Genomic DNA, 17,424 nt, shown 5'->3' on the forward strand with positions numbered 1-17,424 from the left:
GTCCCGCCGCAGCCCTCGCCCTGACGTCCGGAGCCGCGCGCTAGCCGATCGCCACCGCCGTGCCGGAGACCCGTACCCGGGTGTCCTCGGCCCGCAGTTCGACGCGCAGCAGGCCCGGGCGGCCCAGGTCCTCGCCCTGGTGGAGGGTCAGCACGGCCGGGGCCGTCACCGCGCCGAGCTCCCGCAGGTACGCGCCGAAGGCGGCCGCGGCGGCACCGGTCGCCGGGTCCTCGACCACACCGCCGACCGGGAACGGGTCGCGGACGTGGAAGACCTCGGGGCCCTCCCGCCAGGCGAGCTGCAGGGTGACCAGGTCGCGGGCGCGCATGTACGCGGCGAGGCCGTCGAAGTCGTAGTCGAGCCGGGCCAGCCGTTCGCGGGTGGCGACCGGCAGGACGAGGTGCCGGGCGCCCGCGTAGGCGATGCGGGGCGGCAGGGCCGGGTCGAGGTCGGCGGCGGACCAGCCGAGCAGGGCGAGCGCCTCCGCGACGTCGGCCGCCGGCACCTCCTCGACCTTCGGCTCGACGCTGGTCAGGGTGGCGCGCAGCAGCCCGTCGGTCCCGCGGGCGACCTCGACCGGCACGTCCCCGGCCGCGGTCGCGAAGACGTACCGCCCGGGGCCGGTGTGCTCGGCGAGGGCCACGGCGGAGCCGACCGTCGCGTGCCCGCAGAACGGCACCTCGGTGAGCGGGCTGAAGTACCGTACGCGGTACGTCCCTTCGGCCGGGCCGGCGGTCAGGAAGGCGGTCTCGGAGTACCCGACCTCGGCGGCGACGGCGAGCATCCGCTCGTCGGTCAGCCCGGTGGCGTCGAGCACCACGCCGGCCGGGTTGCCGCCCTCGGGGCGGGTGGCGAAGGCGGCGTAGCGGAGGATCTCAGGGGTGGCGTCGTCGGTCATGATCGGGCGAACGCACCGGACGCGCCGACTGTTCCCGCTCACCGCGGCACCGCCTCCGGGAGGTCCGGGCCGAGCCGGGCGCTGCCCGCCCGGTCCGGCGCGTCGAGCGGGTACCGCCCGCGCCGCCGGGCCGTCAGCAGCCCGGCCCTGAGCGGCACGGCCGGCTGCCGGGACACCTCGGGCGCGCTGAGCTGCCGGGCCGAGGCCGGTCGCCGGCGGTGTGCGGGCCGACGGGGACGCCGACGGGCCGACGCGGCGGGCACCCGCCGGTCGGCACGCCCCGGTGGGATGATCGGCCGCATGGCGCTGACCCCGCACCAGCAGCACCTCCGCGACCGGATCCTGGCCGCCGAGGTGACCGCCCCGCCGGAGCCGTGGCGGCCGGTCGGCCGGGGCCTGTTCGCGGTCGGCGGACTGCTCGGCATCGGCTTCGCCGTCCACCCGGAGAGCGGGCACGACCTGGTGCTGACGGTCTCGCACGGCGGCCACGGCCTGTTCGACGCGGTGAGCGGCCTCAAACTGGCCCGCGACCACGAGCCCGCCGAGGACCCGGACGGCCTGGACCTCGCCTGCCCCGGCCTCGGCCAGGTCGCGGACGTGCGCATCCCGGTGGCGGGACTGTGGGGCGGCGGGCTGCACACGGCCGCCGAGGGCGGCTGGCACGTCGAGGTGGTCGCGCCGGAGTGGCCGCACCACCGGGTGCTGCTCGCCAACGGCCGGGGGCCGTGGCAGGGCGAGCACGGCGAGAGCTGGTGGCTGGTCCTGGACTCCGACCGGTCCACCTTCCGCGCGGCCGGCTTCTCCCCCACCGGCCGGACCCTCGCGGTCGCCACCAGCAGCGACCTCACGCTCTGGACCCGCGGGTAGGGCGCGGGCGGCGGAGCGCCGGGTCCGCGGGAGGCACCCGGCCCCTCCGGATGCGGACGCCGCGCCGAGCACCGATGCTGACGGCGAGGCGTGCCGGCCAGGAGGAAGGACAGTTCAGCCCATGAGTGCTCTCGACTTCGAGATCATCGACAGCCCCGACAGCTCGCTCAACAAGACCTCCGTCCTGGTCACCGGCCCGAACGACGCCCTGCTGGTGGACGCCGGGTTCACCCGCTCCGACGGCCGCCGGCTGGTCGAACGGATCCGGGCCGTCGGCAAGCGGCTGACCACCGTCTTCGTCAGCCACGGCGACCCGGACTTCTACTTCGGCGCCCAGGAGGTCCAGGACGCCTTCCCGCAGGCCCGCTTCCTGGCCACCGCCTCCACCGTCGAGCACATCCAGGAGACGTACGAGGCCAAGCTGCGCGCCTGGGCGCACCTGGGCCCGGAGCTGCCCACCCGGCTGGTGCGGCCCGAGGTGCTGCACGGCGACGAGCTGGTCTTCGAGGGGCACCGCTTCGAGCTGCGCGGCGCCGACTTCCACCTGCCGGACCGGCACTACCTCTGGCAGCACCACCACCGCGCCGTGCTGGGCGGGGTGCTGCTCTTCGAGGGCCTCCACGTGTGGACCGCCGACACCCCCGCCTCCGCCCAACGGGCCGCCTGGATCGACCTGCTGGACGGCATCGAGGCGCTCCACCCGACCTGGGTGGCGGCCGGCCACCGGATCGCCGGCGCGCCCACCGACCTCAACGCCGTCGACCACACCCGTGCCTACCTGCGCGCCTTCGAGACCGAGATCGGCCGGGCCCCGGACGCGGCCGCCGCCAAGGAGGCGCTGGAGCGGCGCTTCCCGACGCTGGGGCTGCGGATCGCGGTGGACATCGGCACCAAGGTCGTCATGGGCGAGATGGCCTGGGGGTGAGCGGACGGTGATCGAGATCCCCCGGGACGTGTCCTCCTTCGCGGAGTCCTCCGCCCCCGCCGACGTGGTGCGCCGCCAGTACCTGGCGTCCGCCCGCGGCGACCTGGCCGCGCTGCGCGCCACCCTGGCCGAGGACGTGGAGTGGACCGAGATGGCCGGCTTCCCGCTGGGCGGCACGTACCGCACCCCGAAGGGCGTCACCGCCAACGTGATGGAGCGGCTGGCCGCCGACTGGGACGACTGGACGGCGCACGACGACACCTACGTGGTGGACGGCGAGACGGTGGTGGTGCTGGGCCGCTACACCGCCGTCCACCGGGCCACCGGAAAACCGCTCGCGGTCCGGGTCGTCCACCACTTCACCGTGCGCGGCGGCCGGATCGTGCGCTTCGAACAGTTCACCGACACCGCGCTGGTCAGGGCGGCGATGACCGACTGAGGCCTGCCCGGGCCCCGGGCATCACCCGTTCGGGCGAGCGCGGCGCGGCGCGCCAGGCGCGGTCTCGACAGACCACCCGGACGGCGGCAGGCTGGCCCCGACCACGGCCGGAGAGCGAGGAGTCGAGCATGGCGGGCACGGACACGGGCACCGGGGCGGCCGGAGCGGACGGCGGGCGGGAGCGCCCGATCGTCATCGTCGGGGCGTCCCTGGGCGGCGCGAAGGCGGCCGAGGCACTGCGCGAGGCGGGATACCGGGGCGGCATCGTCCTGATCGGCGAGGAGCACGAACGCCCGTACGAGCGGCCGCCGCTGTCCAAGGGCTACCTCCAGGGCAAGACGGCCCGGGAGAAGATCTACGTCCATCCGCCGCAGTGGTACGCGGAGCACGACGTCACGCTGCGCCTGGGCACGGCGGTGGCCGCGATCGACCCGGCCGGGCACACCGTGACGCTCGCCGACGACGGCCGGGTGGAGTACGCCAAGCTGCTGCTGACCACCGGCTCGGTGCCGCGTCGGCTGCCGGTGCCCGGCGCGGACCAGGACGGGGTGCTCTACCTGCGCCGGGTCGAGGACAGCGACCGGATCAAGGCGGCGCTGCGGCCCGGGGCCCGGATCGCGGTGATCGGCGCCGGCTGGATCGGCCTGGAGGTGGCGGCCGCGGCCCGGGAGGCGGGCGCCGAGGTGACGGTGCTGGAGGCGCTCGAACTGCCGCTGCTGCGGGTGCTCGGCCGGGAGGTCGCCCAGGTCTTCGCCGACCTGCACCGGGAGCACGGGGTGGACCTGCGCTTCGGCGTCAAGGTGACCGAACTGACCGGCGAGGGCGGCACGGTGAGCGGCGTGCGGCTCGCCGACGGCACGACGGTGGCGGCCGACGCGGTGGTGGTCGGCATCGGCATCTCCCCCGCCACCGGCCTCGCCGAGGCGGCCGGGCTGGAGGTCGACAACGGCGTCAAGACCGACCAGCACCTGCGCACCTCGGACCCGGACGTCTACGCGGCCGGTGACGTCGCCAACGCCTACCACCCGCTGTTCGGCCGGCACGTGCGGGTCGAGCACTGGGCCAACGCGCTCAACCAGCCGCAGACCGCCGCCCGCGCGCTGCTCGGACAGCCGGACGCGGTGTACGACCGGGTCCCGTACTTCTTCACGGACCAGTACGACCTCGGCATGGAGTACGTCGGCTACGTCGAGCCGGACGGCTACGACCGGGTGGTGTTCCGCGGCGACCCGGCCACCCGCGAGTTCATCGCGTTCTGGCTGTCCGGCGGCCGGGTGCTCGCGGGGATGAACGTCAACGTCTGGGACGTCACCGACCCGATCCGCGAACTGGTGCGCTCGGGGCGGGTGGTGGACGCCGAGGCGCTGGCCGACCCGGACACGCCGCTCGGGGACCTGTAGGGCCCGGGCCCGTCCGGCCGGTCCGACGGGACCCGACGGGACCCGACCGCGAGACCCGCCGGACAGGCCCTATCCGACCGGGACGCCGGGGTTCACCAGGCCCCGGCCCCCGGTGACGGTGTTGCCCGCACCGATCGTGGTCCCGCACGTCGCCGCGTCGTAGTCGGTCACGTCGATCGCGTACCGGTCCGGGCCGGTGGCGCCGGTGAGGTCGGAGCGGTTGCCCCGGAAGACGGTGCCGCAGCCCCAGCCCGGCTGGACGCTGTGGGTCTGGTAGCCGTCGTCGGTGGTGCGCCGGCCGGTGTTGTTCTCGATGACGTAGTCGTTGCCCTTCACGTCGACCCAGGAGTCGTCGTAGTTGCGCCCGGTGAGGCCGTCGCCGTCGAAGGTGTTGCCGGAGACCAGGCCGCCGGTGGTGCCCTCCTTGAGGTCCACGTTCTCGCCGCCGATGTTCGGGCCGAAGGTGTTGCCGGTGATCCGCACGTGGTCGCTGCGGTCGGCGAGGGTGTTGGCGGTGCCGACGTAGACACCCTCGCCCATGCCGTCCCCGCCGAGGCCGGTGTCGTGGACGCGCGAGTCGCGCAGCGTGCCGTACGCGCTGGAGTTGCGGAAGTGCACGCCCTCCATGGTGGTGTGGTGGACCGTCACGCCGTCGAGCAGCACGTGGTTCGCGGCGTCGGCCATGATGCCCTTCTGGGCGCCGGTGACGGTCAGCCCCTGGACGGTCCAGTAGCTCGCGCCGTTGAGGTGGAGGCCGTAGCCGCCGCCGGTGGGGGTGGTGAGGACGGCCTTCGCGGTGCCGGTGAGGGTGATCCGGGCGGCGGCGGTGCCGGCGGTGGTGGCCTTGAAGTTGCCGGAGTAGGTGCCGTCGGCGAGCTGGATGGTCTGGCCGGGCGCGGCGGCCGCGAGGGCGCTCTGGAGCTGCTTGGCGGTGGTGACCTTGACCACGGCCGCCGCCGGGGCGGCGGGGTCGGCGGCCACGGCCGCGGGGGCGCCGCCGAGGGTGAGGGCGGCGAGCGCGGCGAGGACGGCGGGGGCGGTGCGGCGTTTGGTCACGGACGGTGCTCCTCGCGGTGGTCGGGACCGGCCGGGGCGGCCGGGGGGCCGGTGGTGACAGGAACATGCCGTCACCCAGGGTGGACTGGACCATTCCGGGGCGTCAAGAGCGCCTCGCCCGCGTGATACTGGAGCCCCGGGGGGAATCGCGGGGCAGTCGCGGGCAGTGGCGGGCAGTCGCGGACAGGGAGGCGGCGATGGGCGGTACGGCCGGGTTCGCGGTGGTGGTGTTCGGTGCGCTGGGCGGCGTGGTCGCCTACCTCGCCGGGGCGGTCGGTCTGCGCGAGCTTCGGCGGCTGCGGCGGGTCGGCGTCCCGGCGCGGGCGCTGGTGCGCGAGCGCGCCCTGGCACCGGAGGACCGCGCGCTGCCGCCGCGCCCGCTGCTCCAGTTCGAGACCGAGGACGGCCGGGTGGTCGAGGTCTTCTCCCCCGTCCCCTCCACCGCCCGCCACCCACTGCCGGACGGCGGCTTCGTCCCGGTCCGCTACGACCCGGCGGACCCCCGGCAGGTGCTGGTGGACGGGCGGGAGCGGGCCGGGCTGGAGTACGGGTTCCTCGCGCTCGGGGTGCTGGTGGTGCTCTGCTCGATCACGCTCGGCGCCGCGGTGCTCTGAGCGACCGCGGCGCTTCGAGCCGTGCCTTGCGCGGTGCCTTGAGCCGTGCCTTGCGCGGTGCCTTGAGCCGTGCCTTGCGCGGCCTTGAACCGTGCCTTGAGCGGCAGGGACGGGCGGGCTGCGCGCGGCTCGGCGCACGACCCGCCCGGCATGCTCAGACTGTGGCGGCGGTGGTCGCCGCCACGGTGGCCGCGGTGGTGACGGCGGCCATGGTGGCCTGCATGGTCCGGATCGCCTCGCGGACGGACTCGGCCGCCCCGTCACCGGCGGCGATCTCGGCGAAGCGCGGCTCGACCTGCTTGCGGGGCAGCTCGGGGAAGGCCAGCCGGTGCAGCCGGGAGCCGTGCAGCAGGGCCACCAGGGCGGCGGTGCGCAGGTCCGGCTCGGCGCCGTTCAGCACGGCCGCGGCCAGCCGCTCGCGCAGTTCCCGCTCCGCGCTGCCGTCCGCCTCCGGGTAGCGGCGGACCGGGAAGATCCCCAGTGCCCGGCGGCGCTCCTCGACCACCAGGCCGCGCTCGCACAGCCGCCCGACAGCGTCGGCGACCACCGTGGCCCGGTCCTTGGTCAGCCAGTCGGCCGCCTTGGCCTTGCCGGAGCGGTGTCCGGCGGCCCATTCGTCGAGCCGGGCCAGTCGGCCGTCCACCAGCGGCTCCCCGGTCGGGGTCCGGTCGGTGACGGTGAGCCGCCCGTCCTCGATCGCGACCCGCCCGGCCAGCACCAGCTCGGCCAGGATGCCGCCCGCGGCGGCCCAGGCGGCGGTGAAGGCGTCCTTCGCCACGCCGGACTCGTCGTCCAGCGAGAGCAGCATCAGCTCCTCGGCGAGGGTGACGTGCATCGGGTGTCCTTTTCTCTCGGTGTCGTCGGTGTCGTCCGGCGTCGGCGGACGCAGTTCGCCGCGCCGGCGCCGCCTCAGCCGCGCAGGGCCTCGACCAGGCGCCGGGCCCGGGTGTCCTCCTCCAGCAACGCCCGGACCAGCCGATCGGTGCCCTGACCCGCGGCGTCGGCCAGGAAGGCCTCGACCGCGCGCGGGTCGGCGGGCAGCACCACCTCGCCGGAGTCGAGCGCCGCGTGCGCCCGGGCGTAGTCGAGGCCGAGCCCGGCGAGCAGCTCACCGGCGCCGTCCTCCACCGCCAACCCCGGCTCGTGGCAGGACACTTCGTGCGCGGCCAGCAGCGCGAGCAGGACGTGCTCGGTGCCGGGCGTACGGCGGCCGAGTCGCTCCGCCTGGGCGTCGGCCTCCGGCCGGATCCAGGCCGCCGGCGCGGACGGGCCCGGCCGCAGCAGACGCTTCCAGCGCGGGGCCGGGTGGGTGCGGCGGGCCAGCAACGCCTCCCGGGTGGGTCGGAGCAGCGGGTCGAGGCCACCGCCCTGCGGCACGGCACCGTCCAGCCGGTCCAGGACGGCCTGCGGCGCGACGCCGGCCGCGCGCAGCAGCTCGGCGGCGCGGGTCCGGCCGCGGTGGCTGTCGGGGCTCCCGTCACCGTTCACGTCACCGGGCCCATCGGCGTGGCCATCGGCAAGCAGGGCGCGCAGCAGGTGTTCGGCGGTGCAGCCCGGTTCGCCGTCCCGGCGGGCGTGCTCCGTCGCGACGGCCAGCGCCCGGGCGGCGGCCCCGCTCAGCGGCCGGCCACCCTCCCGGCCGGCGGCGGGCCCGTCGTCCGCCGTCGAGCGCCCCTCGCGCTCCCGGACCAGGGCGCGCAGGGTGTCCGCGCCCGCCCCGGCGGCCGCGAGGGCCGCGCCGGCGGGGCCCTCCTCCCCGGCCACCGCGACCAGGAGGTGCTCCGTCCCCAGCGGCCCGTCACCCGGCCAGTCTCCCTGCCCACCGCCCGGCCCACCGAGCGCGTGCCAGTCCGGCTCCAGCATGGTCGTGTCCATCGGCCCCTCCCACGACTGCGGCTTTACTCGAACAATACCTCTGCTTTTCCCCCTCTTGGGCATTTCCCGCACGCCACCCGCACGCCCCCCGTACGTCAAGAACGCGTCAGCACGTCATCGGCCGAGGACGCGGAAGACCGGGCGCCCCACCGTTGTTGCCATCTGGTGCCATCATGAGAACCGCGCCCGCGAGAGGGGTGAGCACCATGGCCGACACGCTCCCCGGGCCGGGCCCGGTCCCCGAGGCGGAGGCTCCGCTGGACGCCTACTCCCGGATCGTCACCTCCGTCGCCGCCGCGCTGACGCCGCGGGTCGCCGCGCTCCAGGTCCCCCGGCGCGGGCGGGGCGGCTGGTTCAGCACCGCGCTCGGCTCGGCCGTGGTCTTCACGGCGGACGGGTTCCTGCTCACCAACGCCCATGTCGTCGGCCACGCCGACGCCGGGACACTGGCCTTCGCCGACGGCACCACCTCCCCCTTCCACACCATCGGCGCCGACCCGCTCTCCGACCTCGCCGTGCTGCGCGCCGACGGGCCGACCCCGACGCCGGTGGCGCTCGGCGAGGCGACCGGCCTGCGGGTCGGACAGCTGGTCGTCGCCGTCGGAAACCCGCTGGGGCTGGCCGGGACGGTCACGGCGGGCGTGGTCAGCGCGCTCGGCCGCTCGATCCCGGCCCGCTCCGGCAGCACGGTGCGGGTCATCGACAACGTGATCCAGACCGACGCCGCGCTCAACCCGGGCAACTCCGGCGGCGCGCTGGCCACCGCGAACGGCGAGGTGATCGGCATCACCACGGCGGTGGCCGGGAACGGGCTCGGCCTGGCCGTCCCGATCGACGCCACCAGCCGCCGGATCGTCGCCGCTCTGCTCTCCGACGGCCGGATCCGCCGCGCCTACCTCGGCCTCGCCGGGGTGCCCGCGCCCCTGCCGCCGGCCCTGCGCCACCGCACCGGGCAGCGCACCGGCCTGCGGATCGTCGAGGTGGTGCCCGGCGCACCCGCCGACCGCGCCGGGCTGCACGAGGGCGACCTGCTGCTCACCGCCGCCGACGAGCCGATGGGCAGCGCCCAGGCCCTCCAGCGCCTGATGCTGGCCGACGCGATCGGCCGCCCGCTGCCGCTGACCGTCCTGCGCGGCGAGGCACTGGTCGACGTGCTCGCCGTCCCGGCGGAGCTGCCCGCCGACGACTGACCGGGAGCTACGAGCTCGCCGCACGCCGCATCACCCAGAGCTCCGGCCCGTCCTCCGGCAGCCTGACCTCCTCCAGCACCTCGAAGCCGAAGTGCCCGTAAAGCGCCAGGTTCTCCTTCTTGGAGGACTCCAGGTAGACGGGCAGCCCGTCCGCGTCCGCCTTGGCCAGTCCCGAGCGCAGCAGGGCGCCGCCCTGCCCCTGGCCCTGGGTGGCCGGCTCTGCGCCGATGACCGCCAGGTACCAGTGCGGCTCCTGCGGCACGTCGGCGGCGGCCGCCTCGACGGAGCGCCGGAACGGCTCGGCCCGGTCGCCGAGCAGCTCCGCCAGCTCCCGGAGCGTCTCCTCGTCCGGGACCGCCTTGTCCTGTGCCTGCGGCGGCACCCAGAAGGCCGCCGCGTTCGCGGTCCGCTCACACACCCCGTGCCGCCCGTACTGCCGGGTGAACAGCGTGGTGAAGTAGCCGTCCAGCCCCGCCGGCCGGGTGGCCGCGTCGGGGAAGAACCAGCACATCATCGGGTCGTCGGCGAAGGCCAGGGCCAGCGATCGGCTGATGGACGACACGTCGTCGAGGGTCGCCGCCCGGGGCACGTTGGTCATCTGCATACGGACATCCTGCGCGCCCTTATCCCCGGCGCGGCGGGCAGGGTCGACATGATCTGACAATCACTCAGATGCAAGGCCGTCGGTGCGGTGTTCCTGGGTCGTGGCGCCCCTACTGATGCTCGTGGCCCTCGTGTTCGGCTGAACCGGGGCGCCGCGCCCGCCACCTGCCTCCACCGGTTCGCCGGGGAAATCCGGATACCGGCCGGAGCCCCGCTTCCCCGGTGAGGTCCGTACGGGCGGACCGTCCATGGGCCGCGCCCTCAGCGCGGAGCGCCGAGGCGCGGCACGGCCACCCGTACCCGTCGGGCCGAGTGCGTCCGCACCGCGGACTACCGCTGCATCGGGGCGAGTTCGCGCTCGGTGGCGACCGCCAGGTGCCACCGGGTGTGCCGGTGCAGCGCCTCCAGGTCGTGCAGCAGCTCGGGCACCGGGACGGTCAGCACCGGGCAGCCGGCCCGCCGGGCGCAGTAGGCGGGCACCGCGCGGCGCAGCCGGCGCCGAAGCGGGCCGCCGCTGCGCCCGAGGACCAGCAGGTCGTCGGACCGGTCGGCGATGTGCAGCAGGGCCGGGCCGGTATCGCCGCGGACCACCACCGGGCTCAGCGGCACGCCGGGGTCGGCGCCGCCGAAGGCCGCGTCGAGGGCGTCCCGCAGTCGCCGTTCGGCGGCCTCCCGGACGGCGGCGAGCAGCGGCGGGCAGGGCGAGCGCCGGTAGCCGTGCTCGCCGCCGGGCGGTTCCCAGGCGAGCACCGGCACCAGGACGGCGCCGCGGTCGCGGGCCTCGGCGACACCGCGGTGCAGCGCGGCCAGGCTTCCCAGCGACCCGCTCACCCCGACCACCACCCTGGGTGCCGCGCCGTCGTCGTGCCGCCTGTTGCCGTGCATGATCCGTCCTCGTGTGGTCGTCTTCGCCGTCGTCCTCCACCCAACCGCCACAACGGGGCCGACCTGCACTCCTTGACGGCTTCCTGACGTTCCGGCCGCTGTTCCCAACGCTCTCCATACGCGGCCCGCCGGGTGCCCCGACCATTCCGACCTCACCCGTTCGGCGTGGGGCCCACGCCTCCGCCGCACTCGCGTGCGAGCTGGAGACGCGGGCCCGACGGACGGCCGAACGAGGCCAGGCGCCTACTCGGGATCCTCCCGCAGGTTGCTGGAGGTGGCGGGCTTCTGCTGGTCCGACTTCGGGGGCCACGCGTACGGGGGGAGCCTCCGGTGCAGGGGCCGTCCGGTCCCGCCGTCCTTCTCCTCGAACGAGGCGGCTCGGATGGTGCCGAAGGACACCTCGCTGTCCCGCATCACGTCCACCCCTTCCACCCGGAAGGCGATCCATCCCGCGCCGGGCTGGGGCCCCGAGACCCAGGGGGTGACGACGCTGCGGACGTTGGTCTCGCCCGCCACGATGGTGCCGCGGTGGCCGTCGGGGTCGGTGATCTTCACGCCCGTGTCGGTGAAGGCGAGGCGGCTCTTCGTCCCGCTGGGGCCTTCGGTCCACTGCGTGGTGACACTGTTCAGATCCGCCTTGTCGGCGGCGACCGTGCCCAGCTCCTGGCCGCCGTCCCTGCGGACACTGATGCCCGCCGACGGGAACTCGACCCGGCCGTCCGTGGGCCCGCGGCCCTGGACCCATTCGGTGTTGACCCCGTTCAGATCCGCCTTGTCGGCGGCGACCGTGCCCAGCTCCTGGCCGCCGTCCCTGCGGACACTGATGCCCGCCGACGGGAACTCGATCCAGCCCTTGCCCGCAGTGCGGTCGCCGACCCATGAGGTGTTGACGCCCTCGGCGTCGATGCGCTTGGCGACGACGGCACCGAGTTCCGGGCCGGGGCCATGATGGACGGTGATGCCGGTGTCGGGGAGTTCGATCCAGCCGGCGTCCGCGCCCTTCCCCCTGACCTTTTCGGTCCTCACCTCGTTGACGTCGGCGGTCCCGGCCAGGACCGTCCCCAGGGTGCCGTTGTCGTTGTCGACCCGCACGCCGCCCGTGGTGAAGGTGACCCGGCCCTGCTCTTCCGTTCCTTCGGCCCACGGGGCACGCACGCCGCTCTCGAACTCGGGGATGCGCGCATGAACGGTGGTGGTGAGGAAGTACCCCTCCTGCACCTCTCCGTTGCTGTCGGTCGTCCCGGCTACGAGGGTGTAGGTGGTGCCCCGGTTCAGGGCGAGGGCGGGAGTGTGCCGGTGCGGCCCGAACCGTACGGGAGCGGGACGTGCCGGCGGGTCGGCGGGCTCCAAGGTCCCGTCCGGATAGCGGATCCAGTACGTGAGGCTGTCCGGACCGTCCCAGTGCAGGACGACGTCATCGCCGGCGTCCACCAGGGCGATCTCCGCGCGGAGGTTCTGCGGGACCAGTGGCGTCTGCTTCACCAACGCGAGGTTGGTGACGAAGGGGTAGCGGTTGATGGACGTGCCGCCGTTGGCCGCCTTCTCGTTCATCCCGATGACGACCAGCCCTGCCTGGTCGGAAACCGGGATGTTCTCCAGTTTCAGGACGAAGGACTCCTGTCCGGGCAGCTTCACCCGTTTCCCCGAGGTGAAGGCGAACCGGAAGCGGCTTCCGCTGTGCCAAGCGAAGCTCGGCTCCGTACCCGACGGCTTTTCGTAGGTCCCGGTGACACTCGCCTTGATCGCCGAGACGTCGTCTGTCAGGTCACCGCTCCCGGTGCCGACCGGAATCAGCACATCGATGTGCTCGATCTTCACCTCGGACAGGCTCGTGTTGGAGACGACCACGTACACCGCGCCTACGGACGGCGCGCCGGGACGCGAGACTTGAAGCGGTGTCGGATCCGTGACGATCTCGTAGTGCAGCACAGAGGGCACGGGTATGGACTCCCTACCTTGGCTTTCACGGGGTGCGGGCAGAAGACGCGCGTTCGACTCGGGCTGTTGCCGGGTGCCGCCGAGGTCCTACGAGGGTCACATGTCCCGCTGGGGAATGCCGGCAGCTCCACCGACAGTAGGCACCCCCTGTTGTCCGAACTCTGCTGTCCTCGGGCTCTGTCCCGAATTAGCCCCGGCCTGACCAGAAGCAGCTCGCAGCACCGTCGAGCCTTGCGAGGGGAGGTGATCCACCCCGGCTGGTGAGCTGCCGCGCTGGAGCGTCTCCGCCTTCCGACCGGCGGGCGGGAGGACTCCCGGAAACATGCATGGTGCTATCGTCAGTAGCACCATGTTGCTGAAGCTGGACATCGGGGACACCCGACCGCTGCACGAACAGGTCGCCGGCGCGATCAGACGGGCCGTCGCCGAGGGCGAGTGCGCCCCCGGGGACAAGCTGCCGCCGGCCAGGGAGCTCTCCCGGGCGCTGGGGGTGAACACCAACACCGTCCTGCGCGGGCTGCGCACGCTGCGCGACGAGGGGGTGCTGGAGTTCCGCCGGGGCCGCGGCATCACGATCGCGACCGGCGCCGACACCCGCTCCGAACTGGTCGACCGCGTACGACGGTTGGTCGAGGACGCGGCCCGGGCCGGTTACAGCAGGAACGATCTCGTGGACATGATCAGGGGGATGTCGTGACGGACGACGTGACGGACGAGGGGACAGCGGGGACGGCGGAGGAGCCGACCGCGGCGGAACGACCGGCTCGCGGCGCGGTCTGGGCCGCGGCGGCCTGGTCCGTCGGCGTGGCGGCCCTGCTGATCGCCCTGCCGCTGGTGGCACGCCACCGGCTGCCGGACCCGCTGGCCACCCACTGGAACGGGCGGGAGCCGGACGACTCGATGTCGCTGACGGCGGCCGCGCTGTTCCCGGCCGCGTTCTGGGCGGTCCTGGTGCTGACCTCGGTGGCCCTGCGGCGGTACTGGGCCGGCCGGTCGCCCGGGGCCGCGGCGGCCACGCTGGCGGCCGGCGGGGTGCTGCTGACGGGGGCGCAGACCTCGATCGTGCACGCCAACCTGGACCGCGCCCGCTGGCAGGACGCCGCACCGATGGGTGTCGAGGTGGTCCTGATCCTGCTGGCCACCGGCCTCGCCGGGCTGCTGGCCTGGCTGGCGGGCCGCCGCTACGGCGGCCGGCCCGAGCGGCGCCCGGTGGCCGGGGCGGCGCCGCTGGACCTGCCGCCGGGCGAGCGGTTCGTCTGGCTCTCCCGGGCCGCCAACCCGTGGCTCCAGCTGACCGCCGCGGTGTTCGGGCTGGTGACGGTGGCGGGGGTGGTGGCCGCCGCGAGCGGGGTCGCCGAGCTGGACTGGGCACTGGTGGTGCCGTTCGCCGTCGTCGCCCTCGCCTCCCTCGGCTGCTCCTCGGTGCGGGCGCGGGTGACCGCCCGCGGCCTGACCGTCGGCTTCGGCCCGTTCGGCCGGCCCGCCCGGCACTGGTCCCCCACCGAACTCGAGTCCGCCCGCGCCGAACGGCGCACCGCCGCGCAGGCGGGCGGCTGGGGCTACCGGATCAACGGGCTCGGCACCACCGTGATGCTGCGCGGGGGCGTCTGCCTGGTGGTCCGCACCCGTCGGGGCGCGGACTTCGCGGTCAGCGTCGACGACGCCGAGCGCGGGGCGGCGCTGCTCAACGCGCTGATCGCGCGCACCCGGGAGTCCACGGGCTGAACCGTTTCAGCGGAGGCGGAGGCCGAAGTCGAGGCGGAAGCTGAGGCGGAAGCGAGAGCGGGAAGCGGAGGCCGCGGAAGGCGGTCCGGCCGACACGGCCGGGCCGCCTTCCGCCGCGCTCAGGAGTCCCCCGCCCGCAGCTCGGTGGCGATCTGCCGCCGTCCGGCGACCAGCGTCTCCAGCACCACCCCGAGGCAGGCCACCAGCGCCAGTCCCGCCGTGGGCAGCAGCACCGGCAGCACCGCCGGGTCCAGCGCGTTGCCCTCCTTGCCGCCCTTGGCACCGACCAGGGTCGAGAGGTCGAAGGCCGGCCCGAGCAGGACGGCCGCCACGGCCGCGACCACCGCGCCGCCGACGGCCGCCACCAGCGTCCGCGGCAGCGCCTCGGCGATGATCAGCGCCAGCCCCTGCCGGGGCCGCAGGCCCATGGTGCGCAGCCGGGCGAGCACCGCCGTACGGTCGGGCGCGGCCCGGAGGAGCGTCAACAGGACGGCGAGGACGGCGAATCCGGCGCTGGCGGGGGCCGCGTACCAGAACAGCCGCCCGGCGGCCTGCTGGAGCGGGTCGTCGGCGAGCTGTGCGGCGTACTCCCGGCTGCTGCCCACGGCGTAGGCGGGCGGCAGTCCGTGGCTGCCCTTGCCGGCCGCCGCGGCGGCGTCGGCGATCCGCTTCGCGCTGCCGGTCGGCTCGATCACGCCCCGCTCCCGCAGGAGGGACCTGACCTGCCCGGGGTCGAGGTCGCCGACGGCGAGCCAGCCGTTGGCCCGGCCCAGTTCGGGCAGGCGGTCCAGCGCGGGCCCCGAGGGCACCACGACGAACGGCAGGCTCGGGTCGGGCAGCGCCGGGGTCGCGGTGACGATCCCGGCGACGGTGGTGCGCAGCTCGTTCGCGGTGGACAGGTGCACCAACGGCGCGCCGGCGGCCAGGCGTCCGGCCAGGTTGCGGCTGAACAGCGCGGGTACCGGGGTGTCCGGGCCGCCGGGGGTGCCGGCGAGCGTCGCCGGGTCGAACTCGCCGACGCCGAGGGTTCGGGCGATCTCGGCGTACGCGGTCGGCTCGGCGACCACGAGGGTCACCTTGGTGTAGTTGTTCAGGCCACCGCCGACGAGCAGGGCCGTGCGGTCCACCCGGACCCCGGTCGCGCCCCGGGCGCCCGGGAGTGCGCCGGCGGCCTTGAGGAAAGGTTCCGGCAGGGTCGCGTAGCCCGGGACGGAGACGGCGATGTCTCCGCCGGTGGCGATGCGCGCGGCGCGCAGCCGCCCGTGGTCGACCGAGTCGAGCAGGGTGGCGCCGAAGCCGGTGGCGGTGACGGCGATCAGCAGCGCGAGCAGGGGAAGCACGGAGGGCTTGCGACGGCCGGAGGCGTCGCGGGCGGCCCGGGCCAGGCCGAGGAAACCGACCAGGCCGCGGCCCCGGCCGACCAGGGCGGCCAGCCGGCCGACCACCACCGGCTCGATCCTCGCCAGCAGCAGTCCGCCGGTGACGGCGAGCAGCAGCGGGGCGGCGACCAGCAGCGGGTCCACCCCGGCGCCGGAGTGGCCGACGCCCCGGCGCCGGACCTCCGCCACCGCGGCGACGGCGGCGGCCAGCAGGGCGAGTTCGCCGATCAGCCGGCGCCAGGGGCCGGCCGGCCGGGGACGCGCCCACAGCAGCGCGGCCCGGGCCGGGAACGCCAGCAGGGCGAACAGGGTGGTGGTGAGGCCGGCCGCCACCGCGGCGCCCCACCGGGGAGTGGGCAGCAGCACCAGGGCGAGCACCGTCGCGAGCGCGGCGGCGGGCAGGACAGTGACCACCCCCTCGCCGAGCAGCCGCCGCAGCACCCCGCCGAGCGAGCCGCCGCGGGCCCGGAGCAGCCGGAGTTCGGCGGCGCGCCGGTCGGTGGCGAGGGCCGCGGCCAGGCCGAGCACCACCACGGCGACCCCGGCGACCCCGGCCGGGCCGATCGCGCTCAGCCGCATCGCGGCCCGGTAACGCTCGGCGGCCCCGGTGAGGACGTCGGGCAGGAACGAGCTGATCCGCAGGTCCGCCCGCCTGGTCGCGGCGATCAGGGCGTCGTTGTCCGGGCCGGCCAGCAGGTGGGCGACGTCGGCCCGGGTCCGGTCCAGCCGGTCGGCGCGCAGCGGGGCCGGGTCGACGGCCAGCCGCCAGAAGTGCCGGACGTCCTCGCCCCAGGCGGTCAGCGCGGCCAGGCTGCCGCCGTCGACGATCCCGGTGAACCGCAGCCAGTCGTCGCCGTACTGGCCGAGGTCCAGGCAGGGGCGGTCGGGGCAGCCGAGGTCGTCCCAGAACGGGTCCAGCGGGTCGTCGACCCGGTAGACGCCGGTCACCACGCTGGTCCGCCGGTCCTGGCCCTTGCTCCCGCTGTCGACGACGTCGCCGATCCTGATGCCGATCATCTCGGCGGCCGTGCGGCTCACGGCCATCGGCAGCGGCGCGCCGGCCGTGGCGGGGCCCGGCCAGCTGCCCTCGGTCAGGGTGGCCCGGTCCGCGAAGCCGTCCAGGTACATCAGGGAGAGCCGCGGGGGGACGTCGGCGCTGATCCGCGCGAAGCCCGGGTTGTACACCTTGTCGGCCGCGGTGACGGTGCCGTGGGCGTGACCCGGCGGGGACAGCGGCAGCTTCCCGCCGAACCCCGCGGCGAGCTCCCGCTGGACGGCGTCGAGGTCGGCGACGGTGTCGGTGGGGCGGGCCTTCGAGGCGGCCTGCAGGCTGGTGGTGTGGATGCCCTTCTGGCGCACGTGGTCGCGCAGGGCCGCGTCCGCGCCCCGGTCCACGAGGCGGGGGACGGCCACGGACAGCAGGACGGTGACGAACGCGAGGGCCGCCATCAGCAGGGCGGCCGCCGGGCTCGCGCGCAGCCGGGTGCGGACCCAGCGCGCCGGGCGGTGGGCGTCCCCGGGGGTGCCGGGGGTGCCTGGGGCGGCGGGGGTGCCGGGGGCGGCCCCAGAGGTCATCGTCTGCTCCACGAGGCGGGATCGTACAGATCAATTCCGCTGCGGTCAGGTGTGA

At 75.4% G+C, this 17,424-nt stretch carries 17 protein-coding genes; 8 read left to right on the forward strand and 9 right to left on the reverse strand.

Going from position 1 to position 17,424, the window contains the following annotated elements; genetic code table 11:
* Positions 1-40: 40 nt before the first annotated feature.
* Positions 41-898 (reverse strand): PhzF family phenazine biosynthesis protein, encoded by an 858-nt coding sequence (locus ACFWP2_RS14300; protein WP_380450726.1) that lies wholly within the window; start codon positions 896-898, stop codon positions 41-43.
* Positions 899-936: 38 nt separating this feature from the next.
* Complete coding sequence (locus ACFWP2_RS14305) at positions 937-1,074, reverse strand: hypothetical protein (protein ID WP_380450728.1); 138 nt, start codon at positions 1,072-1,074, stop codon at positions 937-939.
* Between the two features lie 124 nt (positions 1,075-1,198).
* Between ACFWP2_RS14305 and ACFWP2_RS14310 the strand changes: the two genes are divergently transcribed.
* The 4 genes from ACFWP2_RS14310 to ACFWP2_RS14325 all read left to right on the forward strand — a co-directional run bounded on the left by ACFWP2_RS14310 (position 1,199) and on the right by ACFWP2_RS14325 (position 4,529).
* Positions 1,199-1,765 carry a hypothetical protein gene (locus ACFWP2_RS14310; RefSeq protein ID WP_380450730.1) on the forward strand — a complete coding sequence of 189 codons (567 nt, stop codon included), beginning with the start codon at positions 1,199-1,201 and terminating at the stop codon, positions 1,763-1,765.
* Positions 1,766-1,886: 121 nt separating this feature from the next.
* The gene (locus ACFWP2_RS14315; protein WP_380450732.1) at positions 1,887-2,690 is read left to right on the forward strand and encodes an MBL fold metallo-hydrolase; all 804 of its coding nucleotides are present in this window, start codon (positions 1,887-1,889) and stop codon (positions 2,688-2,690) included.
* A gap of 28 nt (positions 2,691-2,718) precedes the next feature.
* On the forward strand, positions 2,719-3,129 hold the full coding sequence (locus ACFWP2_RS14320) for a nuclear transport factor 2 family protein (protein WP_380450842.1): 411 nt from the start codon (positions 2,719-2,721) through the stop codon (positions 3,127-3,129).
* 128 nt (positions 3,130-3,257) lie between these two features.
* Positions 3,258-4,529 carry an NAD(P)/FAD-dependent oxidoreductase gene (locus ACFWP2_RS14325; RefSeq protein WP_380450734.1) on the forward strand — a complete coding sequence of 424 codons (1,272 nt, stop codon included), beginning with the start codon at positions 3,258-3,260 and terminating at the stop codon, positions 4,527-4,529.
* Positions 4,530-4,598: 69 nt separating this feature from the next.
* Here ACFWP2_RS14325 and ACFWP2_RS14330 read toward each other — a convergent pair whose 3' ends face one another.
* On the reverse strand, positions 4,599-5,585 hold the full coding sequence (locus ACFWP2_RS14330; RefSeq protein ID WP_380450735.1) for a right-handed parallel beta-helix repeat-containing protein: 987 nt from the start codon (positions 5,583-5,585) through the stop codon (positions 4,599-4,601).
* Between the two features lie 197 nt (positions 5,586-5,782).
* On the opposite strand from ACFWP2_RS14330, the gene ACFWP2_RS14335 reads away from it, so the two are divergent.
* Positions 5,783-6,199 (forward strand): DUF3592 domain-containing protein, encoded by a 417-nt coding sequence (locus tag ACFWP2_RS14335; protein WP_380450736.1) that lies wholly within the window; start codon positions 5,783-5,785, stop codon positions 6,197-6,199.
* Positions 6,200-6,353: 154 nt separating this feature from the next.
* Here the strand turns inward: ACFWP2_RS14335 and ACFWP2_RS14340 are convergent, their stop codons facing one another.
* Both ACFWP2_RS14340 and ACFWP2_RS14345 read right to left on the reverse strand, forming a co-directional pair.
* On the reverse strand, positions 6,354-7,034 hold the full coding sequence (locus tag ACFWP2_RS14340) for a GPP34 family phosphoprotein (protein WP_380450738.1): 681 nt from the start codon (positions 7,032-7,034) through the stop codon (positions 6,354-6,356).
* A gap of 74 nt (positions 7,035-7,108) precedes the next feature.
* Positions 7,109-8,074: a Clp protease N-terminal domain-containing protein gene (locus tag ACFWP2_RS14345; RefSeq protein WP_380450739.1), complete on the reverse strand. Its 966-nt coding sequence runs from the start codon at positions 8,072-8,074 to the stop codon at positions 7,109-7,111.
* A gap of 206 nt (positions 8,075-8,280) precedes the next feature.
* Between ACFWP2_RS14345 and ACFWP2_RS14350 the strand changes: the two genes are divergently transcribed.
* Positions 8,281-9,264: a S1C family serine protease gene (locus ACFWP2_RS14350; protein WP_380450740.1), complete on the forward strand. Its 984-nt coding sequence runs from the start codon at positions 8,281-8,283 to the stop codon at positions 9,262-9,264.
* A 7-nt stretch (positions 9,265-9,271) separates the two neighbouring features.
* On the opposite strand, the gene ACFWP2_RS14355 is transcribed toward ACFWP2_RS14350, so the two are convergent.
* The 3 genes from ACFWP2_RS14355 to ACFWP2_RS14365 form a co-directional block, all read right to left on the reverse strand.
* Positions 9,272-9,868, reverse strand: coding sequence for a GNAT family N-acetyltransferase (locus ACFWP2_RS14355; protein ID WP_380450741.1), 597 nt, complete (start codon positions 9,866-9,868; stop codon positions 9,272-9,274).
* Between the two features lie 329 nt (positions 9,869-10,197).
* A complete protein-coding gene (locus ACFWP2_RS14360; RefSeq protein WP_380450743.1) occupies positions 10,198-10,752 on the reverse strand; it encodes a universal stress protein in 555 nt (184 codons plus the stop codon).
* A gap of 243 nt (positions 10,753-10,995) precedes the next feature.
* Positions 10,996-12,690 (reverse strand): hypothetical protein, encoded by a 1,695-nt coding sequence (locus tag ACFWP2_RS14365; RefSeq protein ID WP_380450744.1) that lies wholly within the window; start codon positions 12,688-12,690, stop codon positions 10,996-10,998.
* Between the two features lie 349 nt (positions 12,691-13,039).
* Between ACFWP2_RS14365 and ACFWP2_RS14370 the strand changes: the two genes are divergently transcribed.
* Positions 13,040-13,387, forward strand: a complete 348-nt coding sequence (locus ACFWP2_RS14370; RefSeq protein ID WP_360346479.1) for a GntR family transcriptional regulator — start codon at positions 13,040-13,042, stop codon at positions 13,385-13,387.
* Positions 13,384-14,415 (forward strand): DUF1648 domain-containing protein, encoded by a 1,032-nt coding sequence (locus ACFWP2_RS14375; RefSeq protein WP_380450746.1) that lies wholly within the window; start codon positions 13,384-13,386, stop codon positions 14,413-14,415. Before ACFWP2_RS14370 ends, ACFWP2_RS14375 begins: the two co-directional genes overlap by 4 nt.
* A 119-nt stretch (positions 14,416-14,534) precedes the next feature.
* Here ACFWP2_RS14375 and ACFWP2_RS14380 read toward each other — a convergent pair whose 3' ends face one another.
* The gene (locus ACFWP2_RS14380) at positions 14,535-17,369 is read right to left on the reverse strand and encodes a hypothetical protein (RefSeq protein WP_380450747.1); all 2,835 of its coding nucleotides are present in this window, start codon (positions 17,367-17,369) and stop codon (positions 14,535-14,537) included.
* Positions 17,370-17,424: the final 55 nt, after the last annotated feature.

The organism is Kitasatospora sp. NPDC058444 (assembly GCF_042721415.1).
Taxonomy (GTDB): domain Bacteria; phylum Actinomycetota; class Actinomycetes; order Streptomycetales; family Streptomycetaceae; genus Kitasatospora.

What these genes read in the sequence shown, in the direction of transcription:
- ACFWP2_RS14300 (WP_380450726.1), bottom strand. Translation starts at nt 898, where the DNA reads ATGACCGACGACGCCACCCCTGAGATCCTCCGCTACGCCGCCTTCGCC.
- ACFWP2_RS14310 (WP_380450730.1), top strand. Translation starts at nt 1,199, where the DNA reads ATGGCGCTGACCCCGCACCAGCAGCACCTCCGCGACCGGATCCTGGCC.
- ACFWP2_RS14315 (WP_380450732.1), top strand. Translation starts at nt 1,887, where the DNA reads ATGAGTGCTCTCGACTTCGAGATCATCGACAGCCCCGACAGCTCGCTC.
- ACFWP2_RS14325 (WP_380450734.1), top strand. Translation starts at nt 3,258, where the DNA reads ATGGCGGGCACGGACACGGGCACCGGGGCGGCCGGAGCGGACGGCGGG.
- ACFWP2_RS14335 (WP_380450736.1), top strand. Translation starts at nt 5,783, where the DNA reads ATGGGCGGTACGGCCGGGTTCGCGGTGGTGGTGTTCGGTGCGCTGGGC.
- ACFWP2_RS14340 (WP_380450738.1), bottom strand. Translation starts at nt 7,034, where the DNA reads ATGCACGTCACCCTCGCCGAGGAGCTGATGCTGCTCTCGCTGGACGAC.
- ACFWP2_RS14345 (WP_380450739.1), bottom strand. Translation starts at nt 8,074, where the DNA reads ATGGACACGACCATGCTGGAGCCGGACTGGCACGCGCTCGGTGGGCCG.
- ACFWP2_RS14350 (WP_380450740.1), top strand. Translation starts at nt 8,281, where the DNA reads ATGGCCGACACGCTCCCCGGGCCGGGCCCGGTCCCCGAGGCGGAGGCT.
- ACFWP2_RS14355 (WP_380450741.1), bottom strand. Translation starts at nt 9,868, where the DNA reads ATGCAGATGACCAACGTGCCCCGGGCGGCGACCCTCGACGACGTGTCG.
- ACFWP2_RS14360 (WP_380450743.1), bottom strand. Translation starts at nt 10,752, where the DNA reads ATGCACGGCAACAGGCGGCACGACGACGGCGCGGCACCCAGGGTGGTG.
- ACFWP2_RS14370 (WP_360346479.1), top strand. Translation starts at nt 13,040, where the DNA reads ATGTTGCTGAAGCTGGACATCGGGGACACCCGACCGCTGCACGAACAG.
- ACFWP2_RS14380 (WP_380450747.1), bottom strand. Translation starts at nt 17,369, where the DNA reads ATGACCTCTGGGGCCGCCCCCGGCACCCCCGCCGCCCCAGGCACCCCC.